The sequence below is a fragment of the Priestia filamentosa genome (genome assembly GCF_900177535.1).
In the GTDB taxonomy this organism is placed as follows: Bacteria; Bacillota; Bacilli; order Bacillales; family Bacillaceae_H; genus Bacillus_I; species Bacillus_I filamentosa.
Map to the genome: position 1 here is coordinate 954,093 of NZ_FXAJ01000001.1, position 21,542 is coordinate 975,634.

At 39.4% G+C, this 21,542-nt stretch carries 20 protein-coding genes; 17 read left to right on the forward strand and 3 right to left on the reverse strand.

The genetic code is table 11. The features are described 5' to 3' along the window. Positions 1–9: 9 nt before the first annotated feature. The 13 genes from B9N79_RS05040 (at position 10) to rarD (ending at position 16,745) form a co-directional block, all read left to right on the forward strand. Positions 10–7,137 carry an amino acid adenylation domain-containing protein gene (locus B9N79_RS05040; protein ID WP_040056522.1) on the forward strand — a complete coding sequence of 2,376 codons (7,128 nt, stop codon included), beginning with the start codon at positions 10–12 and terminating at the stop codon, positions 7,135–7,137. Beyond that, positions 7,121–7,342 carry an MbtH family protein gene (locus B9N79_RS05045; RefSeq protein ID WP_040056521.1) on the forward strand — a complete coding sequence of 74 codons (222 nt, stop codon included), beginning with the start codon at positions 7,121–7,123 and terminating at the stop codon, positions 7,340–7,342. The genes B9N79_RS05040 and B9N79_RS05045 overlap by 17 nt, the downstream gene beginning before the upstream one ends. After that, on the forward strand, positions 7,339–8,754 hold the full coding sequence (locus tag B9N79_RS05050; protein ID WP_040056520.1) for an MDR family MFS transporter: 1,416 nt from the start codon (positions 7,339–7,341) through the stop codon (positions 8,752–8,754). The genes B9N79_RS05045 and B9N79_RS05050 overlap by 4 nt, the downstream gene beginning before the upstream one ends. A gap of 47 nt (positions 8,755–8,801) precedes the next feature. Beyond that, positions 8,802–9,485, forward strand: coding sequence for a 4'-phosphopantetheinyl transferase family protein (locus B9N79_RS05055; protein WP_040056519.1), 684 nt, complete (start codon positions 8,802–8,804; stop codon positions 9,483–9,485). 341 nt (positions 9,486–9,826) lie between these two features. After that, positions 9,827–10,774: an ABC transporter substrate-binding protein gene (locus B9N79_RS05060; protein ID WP_085117872.1), complete on the forward strand. Its 948-nt coding sequence runs from the start codon at positions 9,827–9,829 to the stop codon at positions 10,772–10,774. Between the two features lie 108 nt (positions 10,775–10,882). Further along, positions 10,883–11,863, forward strand: coding sequence for an adenosylcobinamide-phosphate synthase CbiB (gene cbiB, locus B9N79_RS05065; protein ID WP_040056516.1), 981 nt, complete (start codon positions 10,883–10,885; stop codon positions 11,861–11,863). Next, positions 11,844–12,926, forward strand: a complete 1,083-nt coding sequence (gene cobD / locus B9N79_RS05070; RefSeq protein WP_082023533.1) for a threonine-phosphate decarboxylase CobD — start codon at positions 11,844–11,846, stop codon at positions 12,924–12,926. Before cbiB ends, cobD begins: the two co-directional genes overlap by 20 nt. After that, a complete protein-coding gene (locus B9N79_RS05075; protein ID WP_040056514.1) occupies positions 12,911–13,462 on the forward strand; it encodes a bifunctional adenosylcobinamide kinase/adenosylcobinamide-phosphate guanylyltransferase in 552 nt (183 codons plus the stop codon). The genes cobD and B9N79_RS05075 overlap by 16 nt, the downstream gene beginning before the upstream one ends. Then, the gene (locus B9N79_RS05080) at positions 13,459–14,232 is read left to right on the forward strand and encodes an adenosylcobinamide-GDP ribazoletransferase (protein ID WP_019392080.1); all 774 of its coding nucleotides are present in this window, start codon (positions 13,459–13,461) and stop codon (positions 14,230–14,232) included. The genes B9N79_RS05075 and B9N79_RS05080 overlap by 4 nt, the downstream gene beginning before the upstream one ends. Next, positions 14,190–14,807, forward strand: coding sequence for a histidine phosphatase family protein (locus B9N79_RS05085; RefSeq protein WP_052264204.1), 618 nt, complete (start codon positions 14,190–14,192; stop codon positions 14,805–14,807). The genes B9N79_RS05080 and B9N79_RS05085 overlap by 43 nt, the downstream gene beginning before the upstream one ends. Continuing rightward, a complete protein-coding gene (locus B9N79_RS05090) occupies positions 14,759–15,181 on the forward strand; it encodes a bifunctional adenosylcobinamide kinase/adenosylcobinamide-phosphate guanylyltransferase (protein ID WP_019392082.1) in 423 nt (140 codons plus the stop codon). Before B9N79_RS05085 ends, B9N79_RS05090 begins: the two co-directional genes overlap by 49 nt. A gap of 3 nt (positions 15,182–15,184) precedes the next feature. After that, positions 15,185–15,757 carry a cob(I)yrinic acid a,c-diamide adenosyltransferase gene (locus tag B9N79_RS05095; protein ID WP_040056513.1) on the forward strand — a complete coding sequence of 191 codons (573 nt, stop codon included), beginning with the start codon at positions 15,185–15,187 and terminating at the stop codon, positions 15,755–15,757. A gap of 55 nt (positions 15,758–15,812) precedes the next feature. Then, positions 15,813–16,745: an EamA family transporter RarD gene (gene rarD, locus B9N79_RS05100; protein WP_040056512.1), complete on the forward strand. Its 933-nt coding sequence runs from the start codon at positions 15,813–15,815 to the stop codon at positions 16,743–16,745. Between the two features lie 37 nt (positions 16,746–16,782). Here rarD and B9N79_RS05105 read toward each other — a convergent pair whose 3' ends face one another. After that, positions 16,783–17,118, reverse strand: coding sequence for a MerR family transcriptional regulator (locus B9N79_RS05105; RefSeq protein WP_019392085.1), 336 nt, complete (start codon positions 17,116–17,118; stop codon positions 16,783–16,785). A 195-nt stretch (positions 17,119–17,313) separates the two neighbouring features. Between B9N79_RS05105 and B9N79_RS25985 the strand changes: the two genes are divergently transcribed. Next, positions 17,314–17,460 carry a hypothetical protein gene (locus tag B9N79_RS25985; protein WP_019392086.1) on the forward strand — a complete coding sequence of 49 codons (147 nt, stop codon included), beginning with the start codon at positions 17,314–17,316 and terminating at the stop codon, positions 17,458–17,460. Between the two features lie 32 nt (positions 17,461–17,492). Here B9N79_RS25985 and B9N79_RS05110 read toward each other — a convergent pair whose 3' ends face one another. Then, positions 17,493–18,404: a CobW family GTP-binding protein gene (locus B9N79_RS05110; protein ID WP_040056511.1), complete on the reverse strand. Its 912-nt coding sequence runs from the start codon at positions 18,402–18,404 to the stop codon at positions 17,493–17,495. A gap of 133 nt (positions 18,405–18,537) precedes the next feature. Between B9N79_RS05110 and B9N79_RS05115 the strand changes: the two genes are divergently transcribed. Continuing rightward, positions 18,538–19,464 (forward strand): ketopantoate reductase family protein, encoded by a 927-nt coding sequence (locus B9N79_RS05115; protein WP_046217716.1) that lies wholly within the window; start codon positions 18,538–18,540, stop codon positions 19,462–19,464. An 8-nt stretch (positions 19,465–19,472) separates the two neighbouring features. Here the strand turns inward: B9N79_RS05115 and B9N79_RS05120 are convergent, their stop codons facing one another. Next, positions 19,473–19,832, reverse strand: a complete 360-nt coding sequence (locus tag B9N79_RS05120) for a hypothetical protein (protein ID WP_019392089.1) — start codon at positions 19,830–19,832, stop codon at positions 19,473–19,475. 301 nt (positions 19,833–20,133) lie between these two features. Between B9N79_RS05120 and B9N79_RS05125 the strand changes: the two genes are divergently transcribed. Both B9N79_RS05125 and bshB2 read left to right on the forward strand, forming a co-directional pair. Further along, positions 20,134–20,481 (forward strand): YojF family protein, encoded by a 348-nt coding sequence (locus B9N79_RS05125; RefSeq protein WP_019392090.1) that lies wholly within the window; start codon positions 20,134–20,136, stop codon positions 20,479–20,481. A 13-nt stretch (positions 20,482–20,494) separates the two neighbouring features. After that, positions 20,495–21,166 (forward strand): bacillithiol biosynthesis deacetylase BshB2, encoded by a 672-nt coding sequence (gene bshB2 / locus B9N79_RS05130; protein WP_019392091.1) that lies wholly within the window; start codon positions 20,495–20,497, stop codon positions 21,164–21,166. Positions 21,167–21,542 lie beyond the last annotated feature (376 nt).

Sequence of the window (21,542 nt, forward strand, 5' to 3'; positions counted from 1 at the left end):
GCTGATGAGATGAAGAAGAGTGAAAAAACGCGCTGGGCCCTGTCCGGCGCGCAATCTGGTATTTGGTTTGCACAACAGTTAGACCCGAAGAATCCAATATACAACACAGGTGAATACATAGATCTTAATGGTGATATAGATATCACAAAGCTTCAAGAGGCAATTAAAGAAGCTGTTTCAGAAGCTGATGCCTTGCACGTTTCTTATTCAGAGGATGAAAACGGACCTTTTCAAATCTTCGATGAATCAAAGCCTGTGAACGTACATTACATAGATTTAAGTCATGAAGAAAATGCAGAAGAGAAAGCAAAGAAGTGGATGCGTGAAGACTTAGCTAAGCCTATTTCACTAGAGAAAGATCCTCTTTTTTTACAAGCTGTTTTTAAAATAGAGTCCAAGCGCTTCTTCTGGTATCAGCGTATTCACCATATTGCTATGGATGCATTTGGTTTTTCGCTTCTCACAAAAAGAGTAGCAAGCCTTTATACATCTCTTCTCAAGGGAGAGAAAGAGGTAGGAACCTTTTCTCCTTTCACCAACGTATTAGAAGAAGATGTAGCGTATTACCAATCAAAGAAGTTTCGCGATGATGAAAGCTTTTGGATGAACTATTTTGAAGATAATCCTGATGTTGTGAGTTTAGGGGAAGAGGTTTCGAATCCTTCTTCAGATATTGTGCAACATACCGTATATTTGCCGAGCAACATGGTTAGAGAAGTAAAATCATCTTCTGTCTCAAGCAGAAACTGGCACGAAACGATTACAGCAGCTCTCGCGGTTTACATCCATCGTTTAACATCGACAAAAGACGTTGTACTATGTTTGCCAATGATGAACAGGTTAGGGTCTGCTGCTCTGCACGTTCCAACGATGGCTTTGAATCTTCTTCCTCTTCGTCTTCAGATTACTTCGAGCATGAATTTCTTAGACGTTATCGAAGCTGTTTCAAGCGAGATGCGAAAAATACGTCCACACCGTCGCTACAGACATGAGGAGCTACGAAGAAAATTAGGAAAGGTCGGTGGGAATGAACGTATCTTTGGTCCACAAATTAATATTATGCCTTTTCAATATGCGCTAAATTTTGGAGGATATAAAGCTACTACGCATAAGCTTGCAACAGGTCCAGTTGATGATATTACTTTTAATGTGTATGACCAAGAAGATGAAAATGGTCTGCGTATTGATGTAGAAGGAAATGCTTCTATCTATACAAAAGAAGATATCGCCCTTCATAGCGAACGTTTCTTACAACTCCTTCAAATGTTTATGGAAAGCCAAACATCTCTTACCGTTGGAAAAGTACCTCTTTTGCTTGAAAAAGAGCAAGCGCAGTTAGCGGAATATAACGATACCACTGTAAAGCTTCCACCTCAAACGCTAGTAGAACTCTTTGAACATAGTGTAGAACAATATGAGGGAAGAACGGCTTTTTCAGACAGCTCTGTTTCGCTTACATATAAAGAAGTAAATGAAAAAGTAAATCGACTTTCTCGTTTGCTAAGAGAGCACGGAGTAAAGAGTGAAGATTTTATTGGAATTATGATGGATCGATCGGTGGACATGGCTATTTCAATGCTTGCTGTATTAAAAGCAGGGGCTGCCTATGTTCCAATTGATCCAGAGTATCCAGCAGAACGAATCTCTTACGTGCTTCAGGATGCAAAACCTTCGCTTGTTCTAACAGATGAGAAGTCTGCCCCTTCTTTAGATGATCAAACAGTAGATCGTTTTGTACTAGATGAAGAACATGTTCAGTATAAACTCGCCTCTTATGAGGATGCTCGGGAAGAAATCCTTCTCGTTTCAGAGGAGTCTCCTGCTTATATGATTTATACCTCTGGTTCAACAGGAAACCCAAAAGGTGTTGTCATTTCAAGAAAGAGTTTAGTTAACTTTTTGCATGCTATGCAGCATGATGTTTCGATGAAAAAAGAGGACAAGTTGCTCGCTGTAACAACTATTTCGTTTGATATTTCAGCTCTTGAACTTTACCTTCCTTTTTTAAGCGGCGCACAGTGTGTGATTGCGAAAAAGGAAGAAGTACAAGATCAAGCACAGCTTGCGTCCCTTCTACAAAAAGAAGCAGTGACGGTTATGCAAGCCACACCAACGTTGTGGAGAGCCCTTCTTTCCTATAGTAGAGAAGCCGTACGAGGACTTCGCGTGCTTGTCGGAGGAGAGGCACTACCAGGAGATCTCTTAGGTCATTTCCGAGAACTAGATTGCGAAGTTACGAACTTTTATGGTCCAACTGAAACTACGATTTGGTCGTCTTCTGTCACATTCTCTAAAGATGGTAACGAGACACCAAACATTGGGACACCGATCTTAAATACAACAATGTACGTGTTAGACAGCGCCTTACAGCCTGTCCCGTACGGTACGCTTGGTGAACTTTATATTGGAGGAGAAGGACTTGCTCACGGATATTTTAATAGACCTTCTTTAACAAGCGAACGTTTTATTGCAAATCCTTTTGAACCTGGAACAAGAATGTATCGCACTGGTGATATTGTACGGTTTAGTAAAAACGGTTCACTTGAATATGTAAGCAGAGCGGATCACCAAATCAAAATGCGCGGCTTCCGAATTGAGCTGGGAGAAATTGAAAATGTGATTTCAGCTTATGAGACTGTATCTCATAGTACAGTTATTGTACGAAAAACAGATGCTGGCTCAGATCAGCTTGTTGCTTATATTGTTCCTCTAGAGGGAGAAGAAGTTGATACGCGAGCACTGCGTCAGTACGTTAGTGAACAATTACCAGAATATATGGTTCCAGCTATCTTTATGACGATGGATAAGCTTCCGCAAACTCCAAATGGGAAAATTGATCGCAAGGCTCTACCAGAGCCAGATGTTTCGGTTCTAGAAGGAAGAGCGCCTCGTACCCCTCAGGAGGAGATGCTAAGAGATTTATTTATCGATGTACTAGGGGTGACAAGCGTTGGAATTGACGATGACTTCTTCCATCTTGGAGGTCACTCTCTATTAGCCTCTGTTTTATTAATGCGTATTCGTAAGACGTTTGGTGTGGAAATTAGTTTACGCGCGCTTTTTGATCATTGTACAGTAGCCGAGCTTGCCGTTCTACTAGAAGAGGGAAAAGCAGCTCGACCACCGATTCAGAAAGTGAATTACAGTGGGGAAGTGCCACTTTCCTTTGCACAGCAGCGTTTATGGTTTCTTCATTATCTAGAAGGATGGAGTCCAACGTATAACATTCCAGTCGTTTCTAAAATTAAAGGGGAACTTGACGTTACGTCGCTAAAATCAGCAATTGGAGACGTAGTTGAACGACATGCCCCACTTCGCACTCTTTATAAAGAAAGAGAAGGAGTTCCTTATCAAGAAATAAGGGAGGAACGCTTGTTACCTTTGACAGTAAAAGAAGTAGAAGAACGCGAACTTGATGAGAGGCTTCAAGAGGCTATTCGTTATTCGTTCCGTCTCTCAGAAGAACCGCCGTTTCACGTTTATCTTTTTAGCCTAAATAAACAAGAGCACGTACTGTTGCTGTTATTCCACCACATTTCTTGTGATGGATGGTCGCTTGCACCAGTGATGAAAGATTTAGCGTTTGCATACAACGCTCGTTGTCAGGAAGAAACGCCTAGCTTTACACCGCTACCTGTTCAATATAGGGACTATACGTTATGGCAAAAGAGTTTTCTAGAAGGAGACCGAATTGAAGAACAACTTTCATTTTGGAAAAAAGAGTTGGCACAGTTGCCAGAGGAGCTCGAGCTTCCAACAGATTACCCGCGACCAGTTCAGTCAAGCTATCAAGGTGGAACAATTCCATTTTCAGTAGAAAGCAAGCTTCATCAAAAACTTAGTGCAATTGCGAAAGAAAATGGCACAAGCTTGTTTATGGTACTGCAAGCAGGACTTTCCGCTCTCTTTACTCGACTTGGAGGAGGAGAAGATATTGCTATTGGATCACCTGTTGCAGGAAGAAATGATGATGCTTTAACAGAGCTTGTTGGCTTGTTCATTAATACACTTGTTCTTAGAACAGACACGTCAGGAAATCCTACATTCCGCGAATTGCTTGGACGCGTTCGCAAGGTGAATTTAGATGCATACGAGCATAGTGATATACCATTTGAACGACTAGTAGAAGAATTAAATCCAACGCGTTCAAGATCAAAACACCCTCTATTTCAAGTTATGCTAGCTCTACAAAATACGGCAGAACCTTCTCTTACGCTTAAGGGAACAGAAGCAGAAGTGGAAATGCCTAATGTAGGAGCTTCAAAGTTTGATTTAACAATTGAGCTGCGCGAGCAGTATGACAAGAACGGAAGTGAGCAAGGAATTCACGGCTTTTTAGAATATAGCAAAGATCTGTTTACAGAAGAGAGTGCCATAAAAATGGTGAAAAGATGGTGCAAACTTTTAGAAGAAGCCGTAGATCATCAAGATGAGCACATTTCCTTCTTAGATATCTTAACAGAGGAAGAAAAAACAAAGCTAATAAAACAACCAAGCATCACTACTCAAGACGGTCCGGCTACAATTGCTCAATTATTTGAAGAGAAAGCACATCTCTATCGTGACAATATTGCGCTTGTGTTCGACGGAGATTATTTAACTTATAGAGAACTGAATGAACGAGCAAATAGACTTTCACGCTCTCTTATTGAAAAAGGAGTCGGTCCTGAAGACTTTATTGCTTTAAGTTTCCCAAGATCTGTAGAGATGATTGTCAGTATTTTAGCCGTATTAAAAACAGGTGCTGCTTATGTTCCACTTGATCCAACATATCCAAGTGACAGACTAGAGTTTATCTTGCAAGACACAAAACCTTCAGGTCTTCTCACATTGTCTAACAGCACAATCACGATTTCGGCTGAAGATGGATTCACGCTTTATTTAGACAGAGAAGATGTAAGCTCTTATTCTTCTTATAATGTGAAAGATGAAGAACGACTCTCTTCATTGGAAAGAAATCATCCTGCTTACGTTATTTACACATCAGGTTCAACTGGAAAACCAAAGGGAGTTGTGATTCCACATCACAATGTAATCAGACTATTAGACTCAACAGAAGAATGGTTCCATTTTGACGAGCATGACACTTGGACAATGTTCCATTCCTATGCTTTCGATTTTTCCGTATGGGAGATATGGGGAGCGCTTCTTAGAGGAGGAAGGCTTGTTATTGTACCGCATACTGTAAGTCGATCTCCAAAAGAGTTTCTTCAATTGCTTGTGCGTGAGGGTGTCACGGTTCTGAATCAAACGCCTTCTGCTTTCTATCAATTTATGAGGGAAGAAAGAGAGAATGAGAACCTAAGAGGAGAATTGAAGCTTCGATTTATTATATTTGGCGGTGAAGCTCTTGACCTCTCGCGTATAGAAGAGTGGTACAGCCGTCATGAGGAAAATAGGCCAACGCTTATTAATATGTATGGAATTACCGAAACGACCGTGCATGTAAGTTTCCTAGAATTAGGTCTTGAAAGCCTTTCTCATCATGGAAATAGCCTAATTGGTGAAAATATAAAAGATTTAGGGATCTATGTTTTAGATGATTACCTGCGTCCTGTTGCTCCAGGCGTTATTGGTGAAATGTACGTAAGTGGAGAGGGACTTGCAAGAGGTTATTTAAATCGTCCAGGGTTAACTGCAGAGCGATTTGTAGCTAATCCATATGGCAAAGAAGGTTCTCGTATGTATCGAACAGGAGATAAAGCTAGATACCGTCACGATGGAACGCTTGACTATATAGGGAGAGCGGATCATCAAGTGAAAATTCGCGGTTTCCGAATTGAGCTTGGCGAGATTCAGTCTGTATTGCTTCAGTCTGAGTTTGTCGAAAGTGCTGCTGTTGTTGTCGGAGGAGATGAAATTTCAACGCAAAAGCTAATTGCTTACTATATTCCTACTTCTCATGGAGAAGGAAAAGAAGAAGAAATTCGCGCTCACGTAAGAAATCACCTTCCTGATTATATGGTTCCAACAGCTTTCATTGAGATGGAAGAGTTTCCGCTTACAGTGAATGGAAAACTTGATGTCAAAAAGCTTCCACTCCCAGACTTTAACTACAAAGGAGAAGGAGATTATCCACGTACGCCAAAAGAAGAGCTGCTCTGCGATATCTTTACGCGCGTCCTTCAGTTAGAACGTGTTGGCATTCATGATAATTTCTTCAACCTAGGAGGACATTCACTTCTAGCTGTTGAGCTTATTTCAAAAATTCGAGATGCTCTTGGTGTGGAATTAAATATTGGACATTTATTTGAAGCCCCAACCGTTTCTGGGCTTGCAAGACAGATTGATGAAGGTGGAGAAGAGAATTCTCTCAACGTTCTTTTACCTCTTCGAAAAAGCGGACAGCGCAACCCTGTTTTCTGCGTACACCCTGCTGGAGGATTAAGCTGGTGCTATGCGGGTCTTATGACAGCTTTATCTGTTGATTATCCAATCTATGGACTGCAGGCGAGAGGAATTTCAGAAGATAATGCATTCCCACGTACGCTTGATGAAATGGCAGAAGACTACGTGAACGAAATCCGCACCGTTCAACCTCATGGGCCATATCATCTTATTGGTTGGTCACTCGGCGGAAACGTTGTGCATGCTATGGCCACAAGACTTCAACGTGAAGGAGAAGAAGTACGTCTTCTCGCTTTGCTTGATGCATATCCGAGTCATTTCTTACCATTAAAAGGAGGACCTGATGAAGAAGAAGCTCTTATCGCTCTTTTAGCGCTCGGGGGATATGATCCAGATCACTTTGGAGAAAACGAACCACTCACAATGGAAAGCGCCATTAACATCCTGAAAAAAGATGGAAGTGCATTAGCAAGCCTTAGTGACGAAACAATCGTACGCTTGAAGGAAACGTATCGAAACTCGGTTCGTATTTTAGGAGAGTATAAGCCACAGTCCTTTAAAGGAAATCTTATGTTCTTTAGATCAACGATTATCCCAGAATGGTTTGATCCTATTTCACCAGATGCATGGAAGACGTATTTAGATGGGGAAATCGAGCAATATGACATCGATTGTCGTCATAAAGATATGTGCCAGCCGAAGCCTCTCGCTGAGATAGGCGAGCTTTTAGCACAAGCGCTTGAAAGAATTGAAAATGAAGGAGAGAAAACGCATGTCAAATCCATTTGAACGTGATGATGAACTGTACGTTGTATTACTAAATAAAGAAGGACAGTATTCTTTATGGCCTGCTTTTCTAGATGTTCCGCTCGGCTGGGAAATTTCTTACCGAGAAGACACGAGAGAAAAGTGCTTAGCTTATATTAATGAAGAGTGGACAGATATGCGTCCACTCTCATTAAAAGAATCTTTAGCAAGCGGAGTTTTAAAATGAGAAAAGAGCTTCATCCGAAAACAGTCATAAGCATTATTTATGTAACAGCAATGTTTATGGCTGCTATGGATGGCACAATTGTGAATGTAGCGTTATCAACAATAAGCAGAGAATTCGGCATTTCCCCGTCTGCGACAAGTTCTTTGAATATAAGCTATATTACGAGTCTTGCGGTTATTTTGCCTCTTTCAGGATGGCTTGGAGATCGGTTCGGGACAAAGCGGATTTTTATTCTTGCGCTGAGTTTGTTTACAGGGGCGTCCATTCTTTGTGGGCTTTCAAATAGTTTAGGTGCTCTAAATGTTTCTCGTATTCTCCAAGGGATTGGAGGAGGACTTTTAACACCTGTTGGAATGGCAATGCTTTTTCGAATTTTTTCAAAGGAAGAACGAGCGAGAGCATCTCGCTCGCTGCTGCTTCCAATTGCCGTTGCGCCTGCCATTGGTCCTGTTGTCGGTGGGTTACTTGTTGACATGGCCTCATGGAGATGGATTTTTTATATTAACGTGCCTTTTGGCCTTTTTACGATTATCTTTGCACTCCTTTTCTTGAAGGAGCATAAGGAACAAAAAGCAGGTAAATTCGATGCTTTTGGTTTCTTACTAAGCGCACCTGGTTTATGTTTTTTACTTTATGCCCTTATTGAAGCTCCGAGTGAAGGTCTTTCCTCTACGGTTTTAATAACAGGAATTGCTGGCATTGTTTTATTAACATTCTTTGTTTTGCTGGAATTAAAAATCGAGCAGCCTATGCTTTTTCTTCGCCTTCTTGCTGAAGACAATTTTAAGAAAATGTGCCTGATTTCTTTTTTAGCTTCTGGCGGACTGCTTGGGATGCTGTACGTTTTTCCTCTCATGTATCAAAGTGCGCTTGGAGCTTCTGCGCTTGAGAGTGGGCTTGTCCTTTTTCCAGAAGCATTGGGTCTTATGCTTGCATCAAGACTTGTTCCTTTTTCAAACAAAAAATGGGGAGCCAAAAACGTCATTTCCACAGGCCTTTTAGTTGCTGCACTTCTTTTTGTTTTATTAAGTTTTGCAGGATTAATCGCTAATCCATGGGTGTTTCGTATCATCTTATTTGGGATAGGAGTTTCACTTGGACATGCTGTTGTAACTGTGCAGTTTACTTCTTTTGCCAATGTTTCTTCTTCTTCAATGGGGCGGGCTACAACGCTTTTTCAAGTGCAAAATCGATTAGGCTCTTCCATCGGATTAGCTGTCCTTGCAGGAATTATTGCTTTATTCCAATTTGGATCGTCGTCAAGAGAAAGTTTACTTCCTTATCAAGCTTCATTAGGAGGAGCAGCTCTTATTTTATTTATCGCTTTTTTAGTTTCCTTAACAGTAGGAGCACGCGAAAATACTACAGTAAAACATAAAAAAGGAGCAGAACTTGCTCAAATTAAAAAGTAAAAAAAGAGGAGAATCTTCTCCTCTTTTTCACATGAAAGGAAATCAATATGGTCGAAGTGTACTTATGCAAATTACCACATCCTTTACAACAAAAAGAGCTAAACTTCTTGTTGCAAGGAGTATCGCAAGGGAAAAAAGAAAAGGTCACCAAGCTTTATCATCTTAGTGACAAATATCGTACAACTCTTGGTGAACTTCTTCTTCGGTTTCTTTATGAGGAAAAACATCCATCTCAGCCAATGTGTACGTTTACTCAAAATGCTTATGGAAAACCATATATTAAAGAAAACCCGGCCTCCTATTTTAATATTTCTCATTCGGGGGATTGGGTTGCTTGTGCTTTTCATGATTGTGAAGTAGGGATTGATATTGAAGAAGTGAAAGAGAAAAATGAGGAAGTTGCAAAAATAGCTTTTACAAGCGAAGAATATAAAAGAATCATGAAGGAGGACAAGGAGTATTTTTACGAGCTTTGGGCATGTAAAGAAAGCTATGTAAAAGCCGTTGGAAAAGGATTTGCGATTAGTCCTGATACTATTTCTATCAAAAGGAACGATGAAGGAGTAACCTTTTTCTGTGAAAAAGAAGAACATGAGATTCAAGATTTTTTCTGCCAAATATATGATCTTGACGGTTATAAGCTAGCAGTTTGCGCTGAGAGAGCAAGAAAAGAAGAATTTCTTCCTCCCGTTGTCGTCTCCTTCGCTGAGATTCTTTCTTTTTTAACATAAAAAGACTCAGGCCTTATTAAAAGCCTGAGTAATAGACCATTCACCCCTTACGTATCATACGAGAGTCACATATGATATGTTCACTATAGCAAGGTTTATGAGCATTGTGAAAAAGCTTGTTAGAAAGCCTTCCCCTGTTTTTATTTCCTCACCTATTTTCTTTTCAAAATATGTAGGATATACTAGCTTTAGCCAACTTTCTGAAATAGAGAATGTGTTTTTACAGAACGAGCTTTTCTCTTTTGTGAGTGAAAAAGAGGAGAGGTCGTATTCTTCATAAGCAGAAGTTCATTCATATAGAAGAAAGGCGGAATCTTTAGAAAGTAGAAGGAGGAAAAGAAGTGAAAAAGCTTTATATGCTTTTATTTGCCGTTGTACTCGTGCTTAGTGCATGTAATTCAGGCGGCAATGACAATAGCAGTACGAAAAACAATAGCGCTTCTGTACAGCAAGACAAAGTTTATCCAGTCTCAATAGAGGATGCGCGCGGTGAAAAGGTTAAGCTAGAAAAGCAGCCGAAAAAAGTCGTTTCTCTTATTCCAAGTAATACAGAAATTTTATATAACATTGGAGCAGGGAAACAGGTTGTCGGTGTGACGGATAATGATACATATCCGAAAGAAGTAAAAGAGAAGGAATCTGTGGGCGGCATGGAGCCAAACGTAGAGAAGATTATTGCTTTAAATCCGGATCTTGTTTTAGCACATGCTTCTACAATGGCAAGCGGTTCAGATCTTTATAAACAGCTTGAAGATGCAGGAATTAAAGTGTTTGTGGTTAAAGATGCTCAAACATTTGATGCTACATACCAATCAATTGAAACAATTGGCGCTTTAACAGGTCATGTTGAGAAGGCAGAAGAAACGATTGCTGACATGAAAGAGAGTGTCAAAGAAATTACCGATAAGGCAAAAGAAGTGAAAGACAAGAAAAAAGTCTGGGTTGAAATTTCTTCTGACCTTTACACTACAGGAGAAGGGACGTTCATGAACGAAATGTTAACCCTTATCGGAGCTGAAAATGTAGCGAAAGATCAAGAAGGATGGGTACAGCTTTCAAAAGAAGATGTTGTGGCCTTAAATCCCGATGTGATTTTAACAACCTATGGAGCAGCAGATAAAAACGCAGTAGCAAATATTAAAAAGCGTCCTGGTTTTGAGGCTGTTAAAGCTGTAGAAACAAACAGCATTACAGATCTCAATTCTGATGAAGTAACGCGTCCTGGTCCACGCCTTGTTAATGGATTAGAAGATATGGCTAAAGCCGTATATCCAGAAGTCTACAAGTAAGAAGAGTAGGTTGGTCTCCAGAGGGGACTGGCCTTCTTTATGGTTTTAACCGACAGAACATTTAGAAAAGTTTCGCGTTTCCATATTGAAGAGAAAAGGAGAAAGAGAGTGGATATTTCATTAATTATTTTTGCACATCTTGCTGCTATTGTTCTCGCTCTTTTCATTGATTTTATTGTAGGAGATCCTGAGAATTGGCCACACCCTGTTCGCTTTTTTGGAGCCCAAATTTCATGGTGTGATCGCCTTTTTAATAGAGGGAAACACCGAAAATTGAAAGGGATCACCCCACCGCTTTTTTTATTTTTTTGGACTGTTATAGCGAGTGGAATCTTCATTTATTTTTGCTATCATTTATCATACATATTTGGCATTGTAATTGAAGGCCTTCTTATTTCAACAACAATTGCCAGAACATCACTTGCAAAGGCAGCTCTTGAAGTTCATGAGCCGCTTAACGCAGAAAATATAGACGGAGCTCGTGCTAGTGTTGGAATGATTGTAGGAAGAGATACAGACGCGTTGTCAAAAGGGGAAGTAACGCGTGCTACCGTTGAAACGGTGGCTGAAAACGTAAGTGACGGCATAACCGCTCCTCTTTTCTTTGCTCTGTTTGGCGGAGCTCCTCTTGCTTTATTTTATAGAGCAGTGAACACGTGTGACTCCATGGTAGGGTACAAAAATAAGCAGTACATGGAATTTGGTTACTGCAGTGCCCGGTTAGATGATTTACTAAACTTAATTCCGAGCCGCACAACAGCATTTGCTCTTGTATTAGGCTATATTCATAAAAGTAAGTATACGTTAAAAGAAGTCTTATCGATTGTTAAACGTGATGCCCGCAAGCATCCGAGTCCAAACAGTGGTTTTTTAGAAAGTGCTGTTGCAGGACTTTTAGGTGTTAGGCTTGGTGGGGTGAATACATATAAAGGAGTTGTCTCACATCGAGCACATATGGGAAACCCTGATCAAGAACTGAAGGCGTCTATGATTAAAGAGACCATTCAAATTATGAACCGAGGGGTTCTTTATTATTCTTTTTTTATTTTAATTGGAGGTGGCCTTTTTGTTGCCCTCACATGGAGCTAACCCAAAAAACTTTTTAAAAGCACTCAATGTTCAAGATCGAGAGCTTTATTATGATTTTAGCGTGAACGTTAACCCACTTGGTATTCCTTCTTCTCTTTACGAAGGAATAGAAGAAAGAAATCAATCGATGTTTTCATATCCAGAGCAGCATGCAGAAACATTAGCAAGTTATATTGCTTTAGGAGAAAAAACATCTAGTGAAAACATTTTGTGTACAAATGGAGCAGCAGAAGCTTTTTTCTTAATTGCTTCTCTTTTTGCAAACAAAAAGGCAAGCATTCTTCAGCCAACATTTGTAGAATACGAGCGGGCATGTCTTGCATATGGCTGTACAATACGGCATCTTTCCTTAGAGGAAGAAAGAGGCTGGCAGTGGAATATTGAGACTGTTTTAAACGAAATAGAGAAGGTTGACATTTTATTTGTTTGTCACCCTAACAATCCGACTGGTATGATGTATCCTGAAAAAGAATGGGAACTCGTTTTAGAAAAAGCGAAAGAAAGTCGAACAACAGTTGTAATTGATGAAGCCTTTGCTGACTTTACAGGTGAAAGTTATTCTTTTGTTTCTTATGTGCAAAAAGAGTATCCTGTTATAATTGTGCGTTCTCTTACGAAAATGTATCATATTCCAGGCGTGCGTTTAGGTTATATTATAAGCAATAAAGAAACAGTCAAAGCACTGCAAGAAAAGCAGCCGCCATGGAGCGTGAACGGAATGGCTCAATATATTGGGGAGAAGCTTATTAATGAGCATGAGTTTGTAGCTGAAACAGTTCAATATGTGAAAACCGAGCGAGAATTTATATTTCATAGGTTAAAAGATCTTGGCTTTTCTTTTACGCCATCGTATACGAATTACTATTTATGTAAAGTACCAGAAGAACTTGAAGGAAGAACCTTTTTATCATATCTAGCTCAAGAAGGAATTGTTGCAAGACATACGGAAAATTTCCGCTTGTTAGAAGGGCGTTACATTCGATTAGCAGTGAGAACACGGGAGGAAAATGAGCACCTTTTACACGTGCTCGGGAAGGCTAAGAAACAATGCTCATTTTTCTAACAGGAGGCGTCCGAAGCGGGAAATCTACATATGCAGAAGTTCTTGTTGAGCGTTTGCTTGCTAAAGAAGCCGTATATATTGCAACAAGTAAAAAAACAGATGCTGAAATGGAAGAAAGAATAAAAGCTCACAAGCTTGCGAGAAAGGAAGGGTGCGTGCCTTGGCGTACATTAGAGCAGCAACACGGCATGTCTGCTCTTTTTCCCTCTTTAAAAGAAACGGACGTTGTGCTCCTGGATTGTGCCACAAACTGGCTTGCTAATGAACTGTTTACACCGCCTTCTTACAATTGGCCGTCAAACTGGGAATGGATCGTGGCTAATATGGTGGATGAAGTCAAAGCATTGCATAAGAAAGTACGTCATCTCATCATTGTATCAAATGAGATTTTTCAAGGAGGATATGAAGAAGGAATAACGACAAGGTATATGGAAGCACTAGGTTGTTTACATGTGGAAATTGTTAAAAGAGCAGATGTCGCAGGAGAGATTGTGGGAGGAATTCCTAGGCTGAAAAAAGGACAGATACATCTATGAAAAAACTCATTGAAATTATTAAAATTGGGCTGAGCTTTTTTACAATCGTTCCAGCAGGAAAAAGAGTAGAATGGACAGAGAGGAAAGTAGCTGGAACGCTGCTCTTTCTTCCTGTTTTAGGTGGCGTTTTAGCCTTCTTATTGAGCGGCGTTATAAAAGGGGAAGAGCTGTTTTCTCCGCTTGTCTTTTCACTTCTTCTCCTTTTTATTCCAATCATCATAACAGGAGGGCTTCACCTTGATGGATGGATGGATGTTAGTGATGCATACTTTTCTCATCGAAATCGCGAAAAAAAGCTTGCCATTTTAAGTGATCCAAATGTAGGGGCTTTTGCGGTAATTTCCCTTCTTGTTTTGCTTTCTTTTCGGTTTATGGCTATTTATGAGCTTGTTCGTGTTGCAGAAGTTTCATTTCCCCTTCTTGTGATGATTCTAAGTGGTGCTCGACTTTCTTCCGCTTTTTTACTTATGTATACAAAGTCCGCAAAAGAAAGTGGACTCGCTTTTTATTTTCAAAGTGGAATTACACCTCCTATAAAAAGAGGATTTTGGATTGAAGTACTGCTTTTCTTCGGAGTTTGTGCTTTTGTTTCTCCGCTACTTTGTTTCGTTTTGGGTGGAGCTCTTTTGCTCTATACATTTTGTGCTCGTATCTTTTTTCACCGCCAGTTTGGAGGGATTACAGGAGACAGTATCGGGGCAACGATTGAAGGAGGGGAAACTTTTTTATGGATCATCATGTGGTTATTTCAGCTGTTCGTCATGGCATAACAGCATATAATAAAAGGAAAGCATATATGGGATGGAGCAATCCACCGCTTTTAGAGGAAGCGTTAACGAAGATTACTCCTTATGAAAAAGAGGATGTACTTGTTGTAGGAAGTGATTTGAAACGTTGTGAAGAAACAGCAGAGGCTCTCTTTCCGAAAGCTCCTTATCATTCTTTTAAAGAGTGGCGTGAGCTACATTTTGGAGAGTGGGAAGGAAAAACGTATCATGAACTAAGAGATGATGTACAGTACCGAAAATGGGTGGATCAGCCCTTTACACGTGAAATACCAGGCGGTGAAACGTATACAGACTTCAAAGAGCGCATCAATCAAGCTCTTTTTTATAGTTTAAACGGGTTAAAGAAAAGTGGAAAAACAAAGTTAGTTATTGTAACACATGGAGGAGTGATTCGCTCTTTACATGAGCGTTTTTTAAAGGAAAACAATGTGTTTTGGAACTTGAATATTGGTTATACAGAAGCTATCACATGGAAGATGACATATGAAAGAGTAAGGAGGGATGAGGCGTGCATTTCGTATTCGGAGGGGCTTTTAACGGAAAGCGTCAGTGGATAGATGAATATTATGAAATGGAACAGACGGAGACTCTTTCATTTCAGCATCTCAGCCGCTCTGTGGATTTTCGGAAGAAAGTGTACATAGTAGAAGGATTTACTTTATGGGTTAGAGAAAGGATAAAAACCCTCTCTATTGAGGAAACAAGAGGTCTTGCTAGGAGAATCATAGAGAAGATAAAAAAAGAGGAAAAAGACAAAGGAGCTCACTTTGTTTTAATTGGGACAGAAGTTGGCAAGGGAATTGTGCCAATGGAGCCGTTAGACCGTCATTTCCGTGATGTTTGCGGGTATATTTATCAGGATATGATCAAGGCAGCTTCAACAGTTGATTACATTTGGTATGGAATACAAGAACGATTGAAAGGGGAATAAGAGATGGACATTTATACGAAAACAGGTGACAAAGGAAAAACAAGTTTAATAGGAGGACGCGTTGATAAAGACGATATGCGAGTTGAAGCATATGGAACAATTGATGAGTTAAACAGTTTTGTTGGGCAGGCAGCCTCTCTTATTGAAGCGAAAGAGCTGGAGGATATGAAAGAAGAGCTGCTGACGATTCAGCACGAGCTTTTTGACTGTGGCAGCGACCTTGCATATGCGAAGAAAGGACACCCGTTTAAAGTGAGCGATGAAATGAGCGAGAAGCTTGAAAAAAGCATTGATCGCTATATGGAGGAATCTCCAGCAATTGAACGATTTATTCTCCCGGGGGGCACACAGCTTGCTGCAACGCTTCACGTTTGTCGTACAGTTACAAGAAGAGCGGAGCGTTTTGTTGTTACAGTAAGTAAAGAACACGAAATTAATAAAAGTGTCTTATCTTATCTTAACCGTTTATCAGATTACTTTTTCGCAGCGGCACGGGCTGCAAATGCACGAGCAAAGGTAAGCGATGTTGAATATGTAAGAAGTGCTAAAGTATTTAAGCCAAATAATACGAAGTAAATGCTTATCTCATGCTATAATAATAAAATTATAGTAATGAGAAAGGATGAGGATAATGGAAGAACAACGAACAAAACTTGATAGCCACGGCGTTGCTTATACCGCCGCGGCTTATATGATGTGGGGAATTCTTCCGCTATATTGGAAGTTGCTTGAAAGCGTGCCTTCAGGGGAAATTTTAGCATATCGCATTTTATGGTCTTTTATTTTTATGATTCTCCTTTTAGCGTTTTCACGTAGCTTTCAAAAGGTAAAAGAACAGTGGAAGTTAATGACAAAAGGGCAGATTATCGCCTTGGCAGGGGCTTCAATTTTGATTAGCATAAACTGGTTTGTTTACATATGGGCTGTAAATGCTAACTTAGTTGTTGAAGCGAGTTTGGGGTATTATGTAAATCCGCTCGTTAGCGTCTTACTTGGCGTTATCTTTTTAAAAGAAAAACTAAATTTTTGGCAATTGATCGCGGTGTTATTAGCGGCTGTTGGGGTTGGAATCCTTACTTTTCAATATGGAACTTTTCCATGGATTGCCCTTTCCCTTGCTTTGAGCTTTGGATTTTACGGACTTGTAAAGAAAAAGTTAACGTTAGAGCCAAAGGTTGGTCTAACACTTGAGACACTTTTTGTGACGCCCGTTGCTCTTTTTTATGTGCTGTTTTTGTTTGCAAACGGACATGGCATTTTAATGGACGTTTCATTATTAACGTTCATTCTTTTAGCAGGAGGTGGAATTGTAACAGCTGTTCCTCTTCTTTATTTTGCAAAAGGAGCTCAACGCATTCCACTATCAATGGTTGGTTTTTTACAGTATATTGCGCCAACTATTATGCTTTTTGTAGGAACGGTTGTATTTCATGAACCTTTCTCTTCCTCACAGCTTTTAACTTTTATGCTGATTTGGATTGGCTCGATTATTTTTTCATTGTCTAAAACGAAGTTTATGCTTTCTCATCAACCGCGCTTTAAAAAGGAAAGTTCGCTTCATTAATGAGGAACCCCACCTGAGGAAAACAGGTGGGGTTTTTTTAGTAGTTTCTTGAGTGAAAGTGGGCATTAAGCTGCCCTTGGAGCATTCTGTTGCGGATTTCATTTGTTTTGTTTTTATTCTTTTCCTCACGGCGAGCAAGCTCATGTCTTATTTCTTTTGTTTGAACTCCTTCCTCAATTTTATCAGCAATATCCATTAATCGCTCTACATCAGAAAAAGAATATTTTCGAATACCAGTCGACGTTCTCTCAGGAAAAAGAAGCTGTCTTTTCTCATAATAGCGAATTTGTCGTTCGGACAAACCTGTTAGTTCTTTCACAATCCCAATTGACATCACTTTTTTATCACGGTATGAAGCTTCTTCTGTTTTCATATACCTTCACCTCTACTTAAGATAGATGATAATTTTGAAAAATTGAAAAAATTAGGTGGAAAATTCTCTATGTGAGAAATTATAACATTTTGTAAAAATAAATGTAACTACTTATGTTAAGAAAATTAACATACTAATAGTTATTTTTTTAAAAACAAGATAAAGTAAAAAAAAAGAAGTGGAAGGAAGAAGCGAGTGGAACATTCAAAAAAAGAGGAAATCGTTGGGTTAGCAAAGCGAATTATTGAGCTTGATATAGAACGAGATGAAATGTGGGAGGAACTTACAAGACTAACAGGAGCTCACGCTCATGAGATTCTCCGCTACCTCCAAAATAGCTAAATATAAAAAACACGACAAAGGTGTCGTGTTTTTTATATCGCGCTGTTCAGACCTTGTTCAAGGATTTGAGGCTGCAAGTTTTCGCCAATAAAAACAAGAGACGGTTTCGCTTGTAGTTCAACAGGCATTAAAAGAGGCGTGCCATATGCATACTGAAGCGAATATAATTTATCGTTTCCTTGCAGTCGCACGTATCCTTTAACACGATAAACAGACTGCGGCAAGCTTTTTAAAAAATCTTCAAGCTTTGCGCCATTATACGCGCTGTCTTCATGATAAGCGAAAGTTTCAATATGCAAATGATGGTGCATATGTGTCGGTTCATGTGAAGCCGTACGTGAGCGTGTTTGCGTAAGAATATATGAAAGTGGGACGCGTGCTTGTGTTGTTAAAATCGTTTTAGCTCCCTCATTTAACATTTGGACTTTCATAAGCGTATTTGCTTTTTCATCCTCTGTCAGCAAATCTTCTTTATTTAAGAGAAGAAGGTCACCGTGTCGAATTTGTTCCAAAAAGAGCTTTTGCGCACGGTTTGAAAGAGAATCAAGCTCAAGTAAAAGTTTGCTATTTACAACCGTAATAATAGACCGAACTGTAATACGCTCTGAAAGAGAAGGGGTTATACATCCGTCAAGCACCTCAATAGGATGAGCAATGCCTGTTGTTTCAATGTAAATGGCGTCAAGGGTATAAGAAGAAATCATTTCTTCAAGCTGCTCTTCAAGCTGTCCTTGAATTGTACAACATACACATCCATTTAAAAGTTCTGCAAGAGGAACTTCATTTGGTAAAACTTCCGAATCCACAGCTGTTTCTCCAGCTTCGTTCATTATGACGCCAACATTTCTTCCGTGCTCTTTTTCTTCTTGAAGAAGTTGGCGAAGAAGCGTTGTTTTGCCGCTTCCTAGAAATCCGGATAAAATAAAAACGTCTACTTTTTTCATGCTAAAGTCTCCTTTATTGTTTCCGTAGGTTTATTTTATCATATGAAAATTAAAGATGGGGAAATAGTATCTTTATGAAAAAGCAGGAATTTGTAGTTTTTTGTCGTATAAAGAAGAGAAGGAGGGATGATAAATGAAAATCTTAGTAGTAGGAGCTGGCGGTGTTGGCGGCTATTTCGGAGCTAGACTTGCTGAGAGTGGTGAAGACGTTACTTTTTTAGTTCGTGAAAAAAGGGCAAAGCGTTTGCGTGAAGATGGACTTGTTGTGAAAAGCATTCATGGCGATATCCACATTCAACCTTCTCTTGTTACGAAAGAAACTCCAGAGATATTTGATGTTGTGCTTTTGTCTACAAAAGCTTATCATCTGCAAGAAGTTATGGAGGATTTAACAGGATTTGTGGGAGAGGAAACGGTAATTGTTCCTCTTTTAAACGGTTTTGCGCACGTAGAGCAGCTTGAAATGAAGTTCGGAGCCGAGCGAGTAAGCGGAGGTCTATGCTTTATTGAAACAACCCTAAATGAACACGGACATATTATCCAGACGAGTGGAGTACATAAAATTACCTTTGGAGAACGAACAGGTGTAGGCAGTGAACGGATGGATAAACTTGAACAAGCGTTTGCGAAAACAAAAGCCATGTATAAAAATAGTGATCGTGTATTGAGGGATATGTGGAATAAGTATTTGTTTATTACAACTCTTTCAAGCGTCACAACGCTAACTCGAGCACCAATTGGGGCTGTTTTAGAATCAAAGGATGGCGAACAGTTTGTAGAGGCGTTGATGATAGAAATTAAAATGGTGATGGATGCCATTGAGGCTCCTTTGAGTGAAAACATTGTGCAAAGGCATATGGAAACAATGCATAAGCAAGACTACGGGATGAAATCTTCCATGCAGCGCGATATGGAAAAAGAACTTCCTGTAGAAGGAGACCATCTTCAAGGTTATTTGTTGCAAAAGGCAAAAGAACAAGGAATGCGCTGTCCATATTTAGAAGCGGTATATCAAAACTTAAAAGTATATGAAGTGCAAAAAAATAAACGAAGCCTCTAAGGGTTCGTTTATTTCAGCTCTTCAATTAGGTATGGAACCATAAGAATGCCTATAATACAGCATGTTGTAACCATACGATGCATCTCAATGATGCCTACAATGAATAGCATTGTGGAGAGGTATGTTTGCATAAGCTTTAACGTCCACCGTTTTTCCTCGAATAAGACGTCACTTAGAATGTATACTAAAAAGATTATAAAACCAATAATACCTATTGTAGTTTGTGAAAGATGAGGTCCTAATTGAGTAAAGGCCACTAAACTGAATAGTAAAAGAAAAGCGACACCTTTCATTAAACGAATACGAAAATCGTTACGCATATTTGCTGCACCTTCATAGATGAAATTAACAAGTTGTGACACGTTCATTCATCCCCCTTTTCTTTTAATCTATCCGTTATATTAATAACGTAACATAAAAAGATGAATTGTATGTAAAGCAGATATTAGAAATTAATTAACTTCTTGTTAAGAATAGATGTTTTTTATACCACAATAAAGTCTAAAAAAGCAACAGGTTATCCAATTTATTAGACGAAAGAAGAGTGAAAAAGTTTCTTTAAAGATGAAAAAATAAAAAACGAAGCCTAACTATTCGCAGTTTATGCGATTTTGCGTTAAAATAAAACTGGCTTTATGGAATTAAGCTTTTGCTAAAGGAGGTTTTAGAATGGAAGTCATTAAGGCAGAGGATGTTAAAAAACATCTTTCTACGTTTTTTCATAAAGAAGTTTACGTGCATTTAGAAACAACGAATGGAGCGTATGCTTCACATTTTAACGATAAAGCAATGAATGTTGGAGCATTTATTAGAAATGCGCGCGTAAACATTCAAACAGGTAAAATCATAGGGCAAGGTCCGTACAGAGTTGGTCTTCAAGTGAATGACGGCTGGGTTTATGCAGAAGGCCTTACACACTATGAAGTAGATGAAGAAGGGCGTCTTTTACTTGCAGGGCACGATGATCAAGGTCGATTAGCCGTTGCTCTTCAGCTAAGTGAAAAGCCGTTTACATAAGGAGCTGAAAGAAATGGAACGCTTATTAGTCATTTTTCCACATCCAGACGATGAAGCTTTTGGAGCAGCAGGAACGATTGCGCTCACAAAGCAAAGTGGTGGATATGTAGCATATGCATGCACAACTCTTGGAGAGATGGGACGCAACATGGGAAACCCTCCGTTTGCAAACCGTGAAACACTTCCAAAGATCCGAAAAGAAGAGTTAACAGAAGTTGGCGAAATCCTAGAGCTAGATGAGCTTCGTATGGTGGGCCTTCGTGATAAAACGCTTGAGTTTTTAGATGACGAAGTGTATGCAGACGTTATTGGCAACATTATTGACGAGATTAAGCCAACGACAATTATTACGCATTATCCTGGATATGCTGTTCATCCAGATCATAATGCAACAGGAGCGGCAACAGTAAGAGCGGTCAAGCGTCTTCGTCCAGAAGATCGTCCTCGCCTTCTTTGTCACGCTTTTTCTAAAGACCGCCTAGAAGCGATTGGTCATCCTGATGTTGTTCATGATGTAAGCAGTGTGAAAGATATCAAAATTGCAGCAATTAAAGCACACCGTTCTCAAACACAAGGAATGCTTGGAGCAATGGACTTTAACAATATCGAACAAAGTCCTGAAATTTTAAAAATGCTTGCTCGTGAAGAGTTTTGGACGTATTCTTTTGATGATGAAGGAAAGTAAAGAAGGAAGCAGATGTGGTGAACACATCTGCTTTTTTTGTGTTGTAATAGGTATATAAGGGAATGGAGTTGTGGAAAAGAGGAATGAAAAATCTTATATTATTAGCGCTGTGTCGCTGTTTTTAGCAGAAAATTTATTTGTGAAAAAACTTTTCAGACTGTAAGTCCCGGGTTTTTGATCTCATTTGAAGGGAAAAGAAAGTATTTTAGAATAGTAGAAGATATTATATTTCTGTTCTTGCTTTTTCGATAGTGAGAGGAATTGATGAGCGGAGTGTCTGCATGCTTGACAAAACAAATATAATGATCATTATATCCTCTTAAGCCTGCTTCTCATTATTCTGATTATCATGACTATATGTCATCTTATAAAAAAA

What these genes read in the sequence shown, in the direction of transcription:
- B9N79_RS05040 (WP_040056522.1), top strand. Translation starts at nt 10, where the DNA reads ATGAAGAAGAGTGAAAAAACGCGCTGGGCCCTGTCCGGCGCGCAATCT.
- B9N79_RS05045 (WP_040056521.1), top strand. Translation starts at nt 7,121, where the DNA reads ATGTCAAATCCATTTGAACGTGATGATGAACTGTACGTTGTATTACTA.
- B9N79_RS05050 (WP_040056520.1), top strand. Translation starts at nt 7,339, where the DNA reads ATGAGAAAAGAGCTTCATCCGAAAACAGTCATAAGCATTATTTATGTA.
- B9N79_RS05055 (WP_040056519.1), top strand. Translation starts at nt 8,802, where the DNA reads ATGGTCGAAGTGTACTTATGCAAATTACCACATCCTTTACAACAAAAA.
- B9N79_RS05075 (WP_040056514.1), top strand. Translation starts at nt 12,911, where the DNA reads ATGCTCATTTTTCTAACAGGAGGCGTCCGAAGCGGGAAATCTACATAT.
- B9N79_RS05080 (WP_019392080.1), top strand. Translation starts at nt 13,459, where the DNA reads ATGAAAAAACTCATTGAAATTATTAAAATTGGGCTGAGCTTTTTTACA.
- B9N79_RS05085 (WP_052264204.1), top strand. Translation starts at nt 14,190, where the DNA reads ATGGATCATCATGTGGTTATTTCAGCTGTTCGTCATGGCATAACAGCA.
- B9N79_RS05095 (WP_040056513.1), top strand. Translation starts at nt 15,185, where the DNA reads ATGGACATTTATACGAAAACAGGTGACAAAGGAAAAACAAGTTTAATA.
- rarD (WP_040056512.1), top strand. Translation starts at nt 15,813, where the DNA reads ATGGAAGAACAACGAACAAAACTTGATAGCCACGGCGTTGCTTATACC.
- B9N79_RS05105 (WP_019392085.1), bottom strand. Translation starts at nt 17,118, where the DNA reads ATGAAAACAGAAGAAGCTTCATACCGTGATAAAAAAGTGATGTCAATT.
- B9N79_RS05110 (WP_040056511.1), bottom strand. Translation starts at nt 18,404, where the DNA reads ATGAAAAAAGTAGACGTTTTTATTTTATCCGGATTTCTAGGAAGCGGC.
- B9N79_RS05115 (WP_046217716.1), top strand. Translation starts at nt 18,538, where the DNA reads ATGAAAATCTTAGTAGTAGGAGCTGGCGGTGTTGGCGGCTATTTCGGA.
- B9N79_RS05120 (WP_019392089.1), bottom strand. Translation starts at nt 19,832, where the DNA reads ATGAACGTGTCACAACTTGTTAATTTCATCTATGAAGGTGCAGCAAAT.
- B9N79_RS05125 (WP_019392090.1), top strand. Translation starts at nt 20,134, where the DNA reads ATGGAAGTCATTAAGGCAGAGGATGTTAAAAAACATCTTTCTACGTTT.
- bshB2 (WP_019392091.1), top strand. Translation starts at nt 20,495, where the DNA reads ATGGAACGCTTATTAGTCATTTTTCCACATCCAGACGATGAAGCTTTT.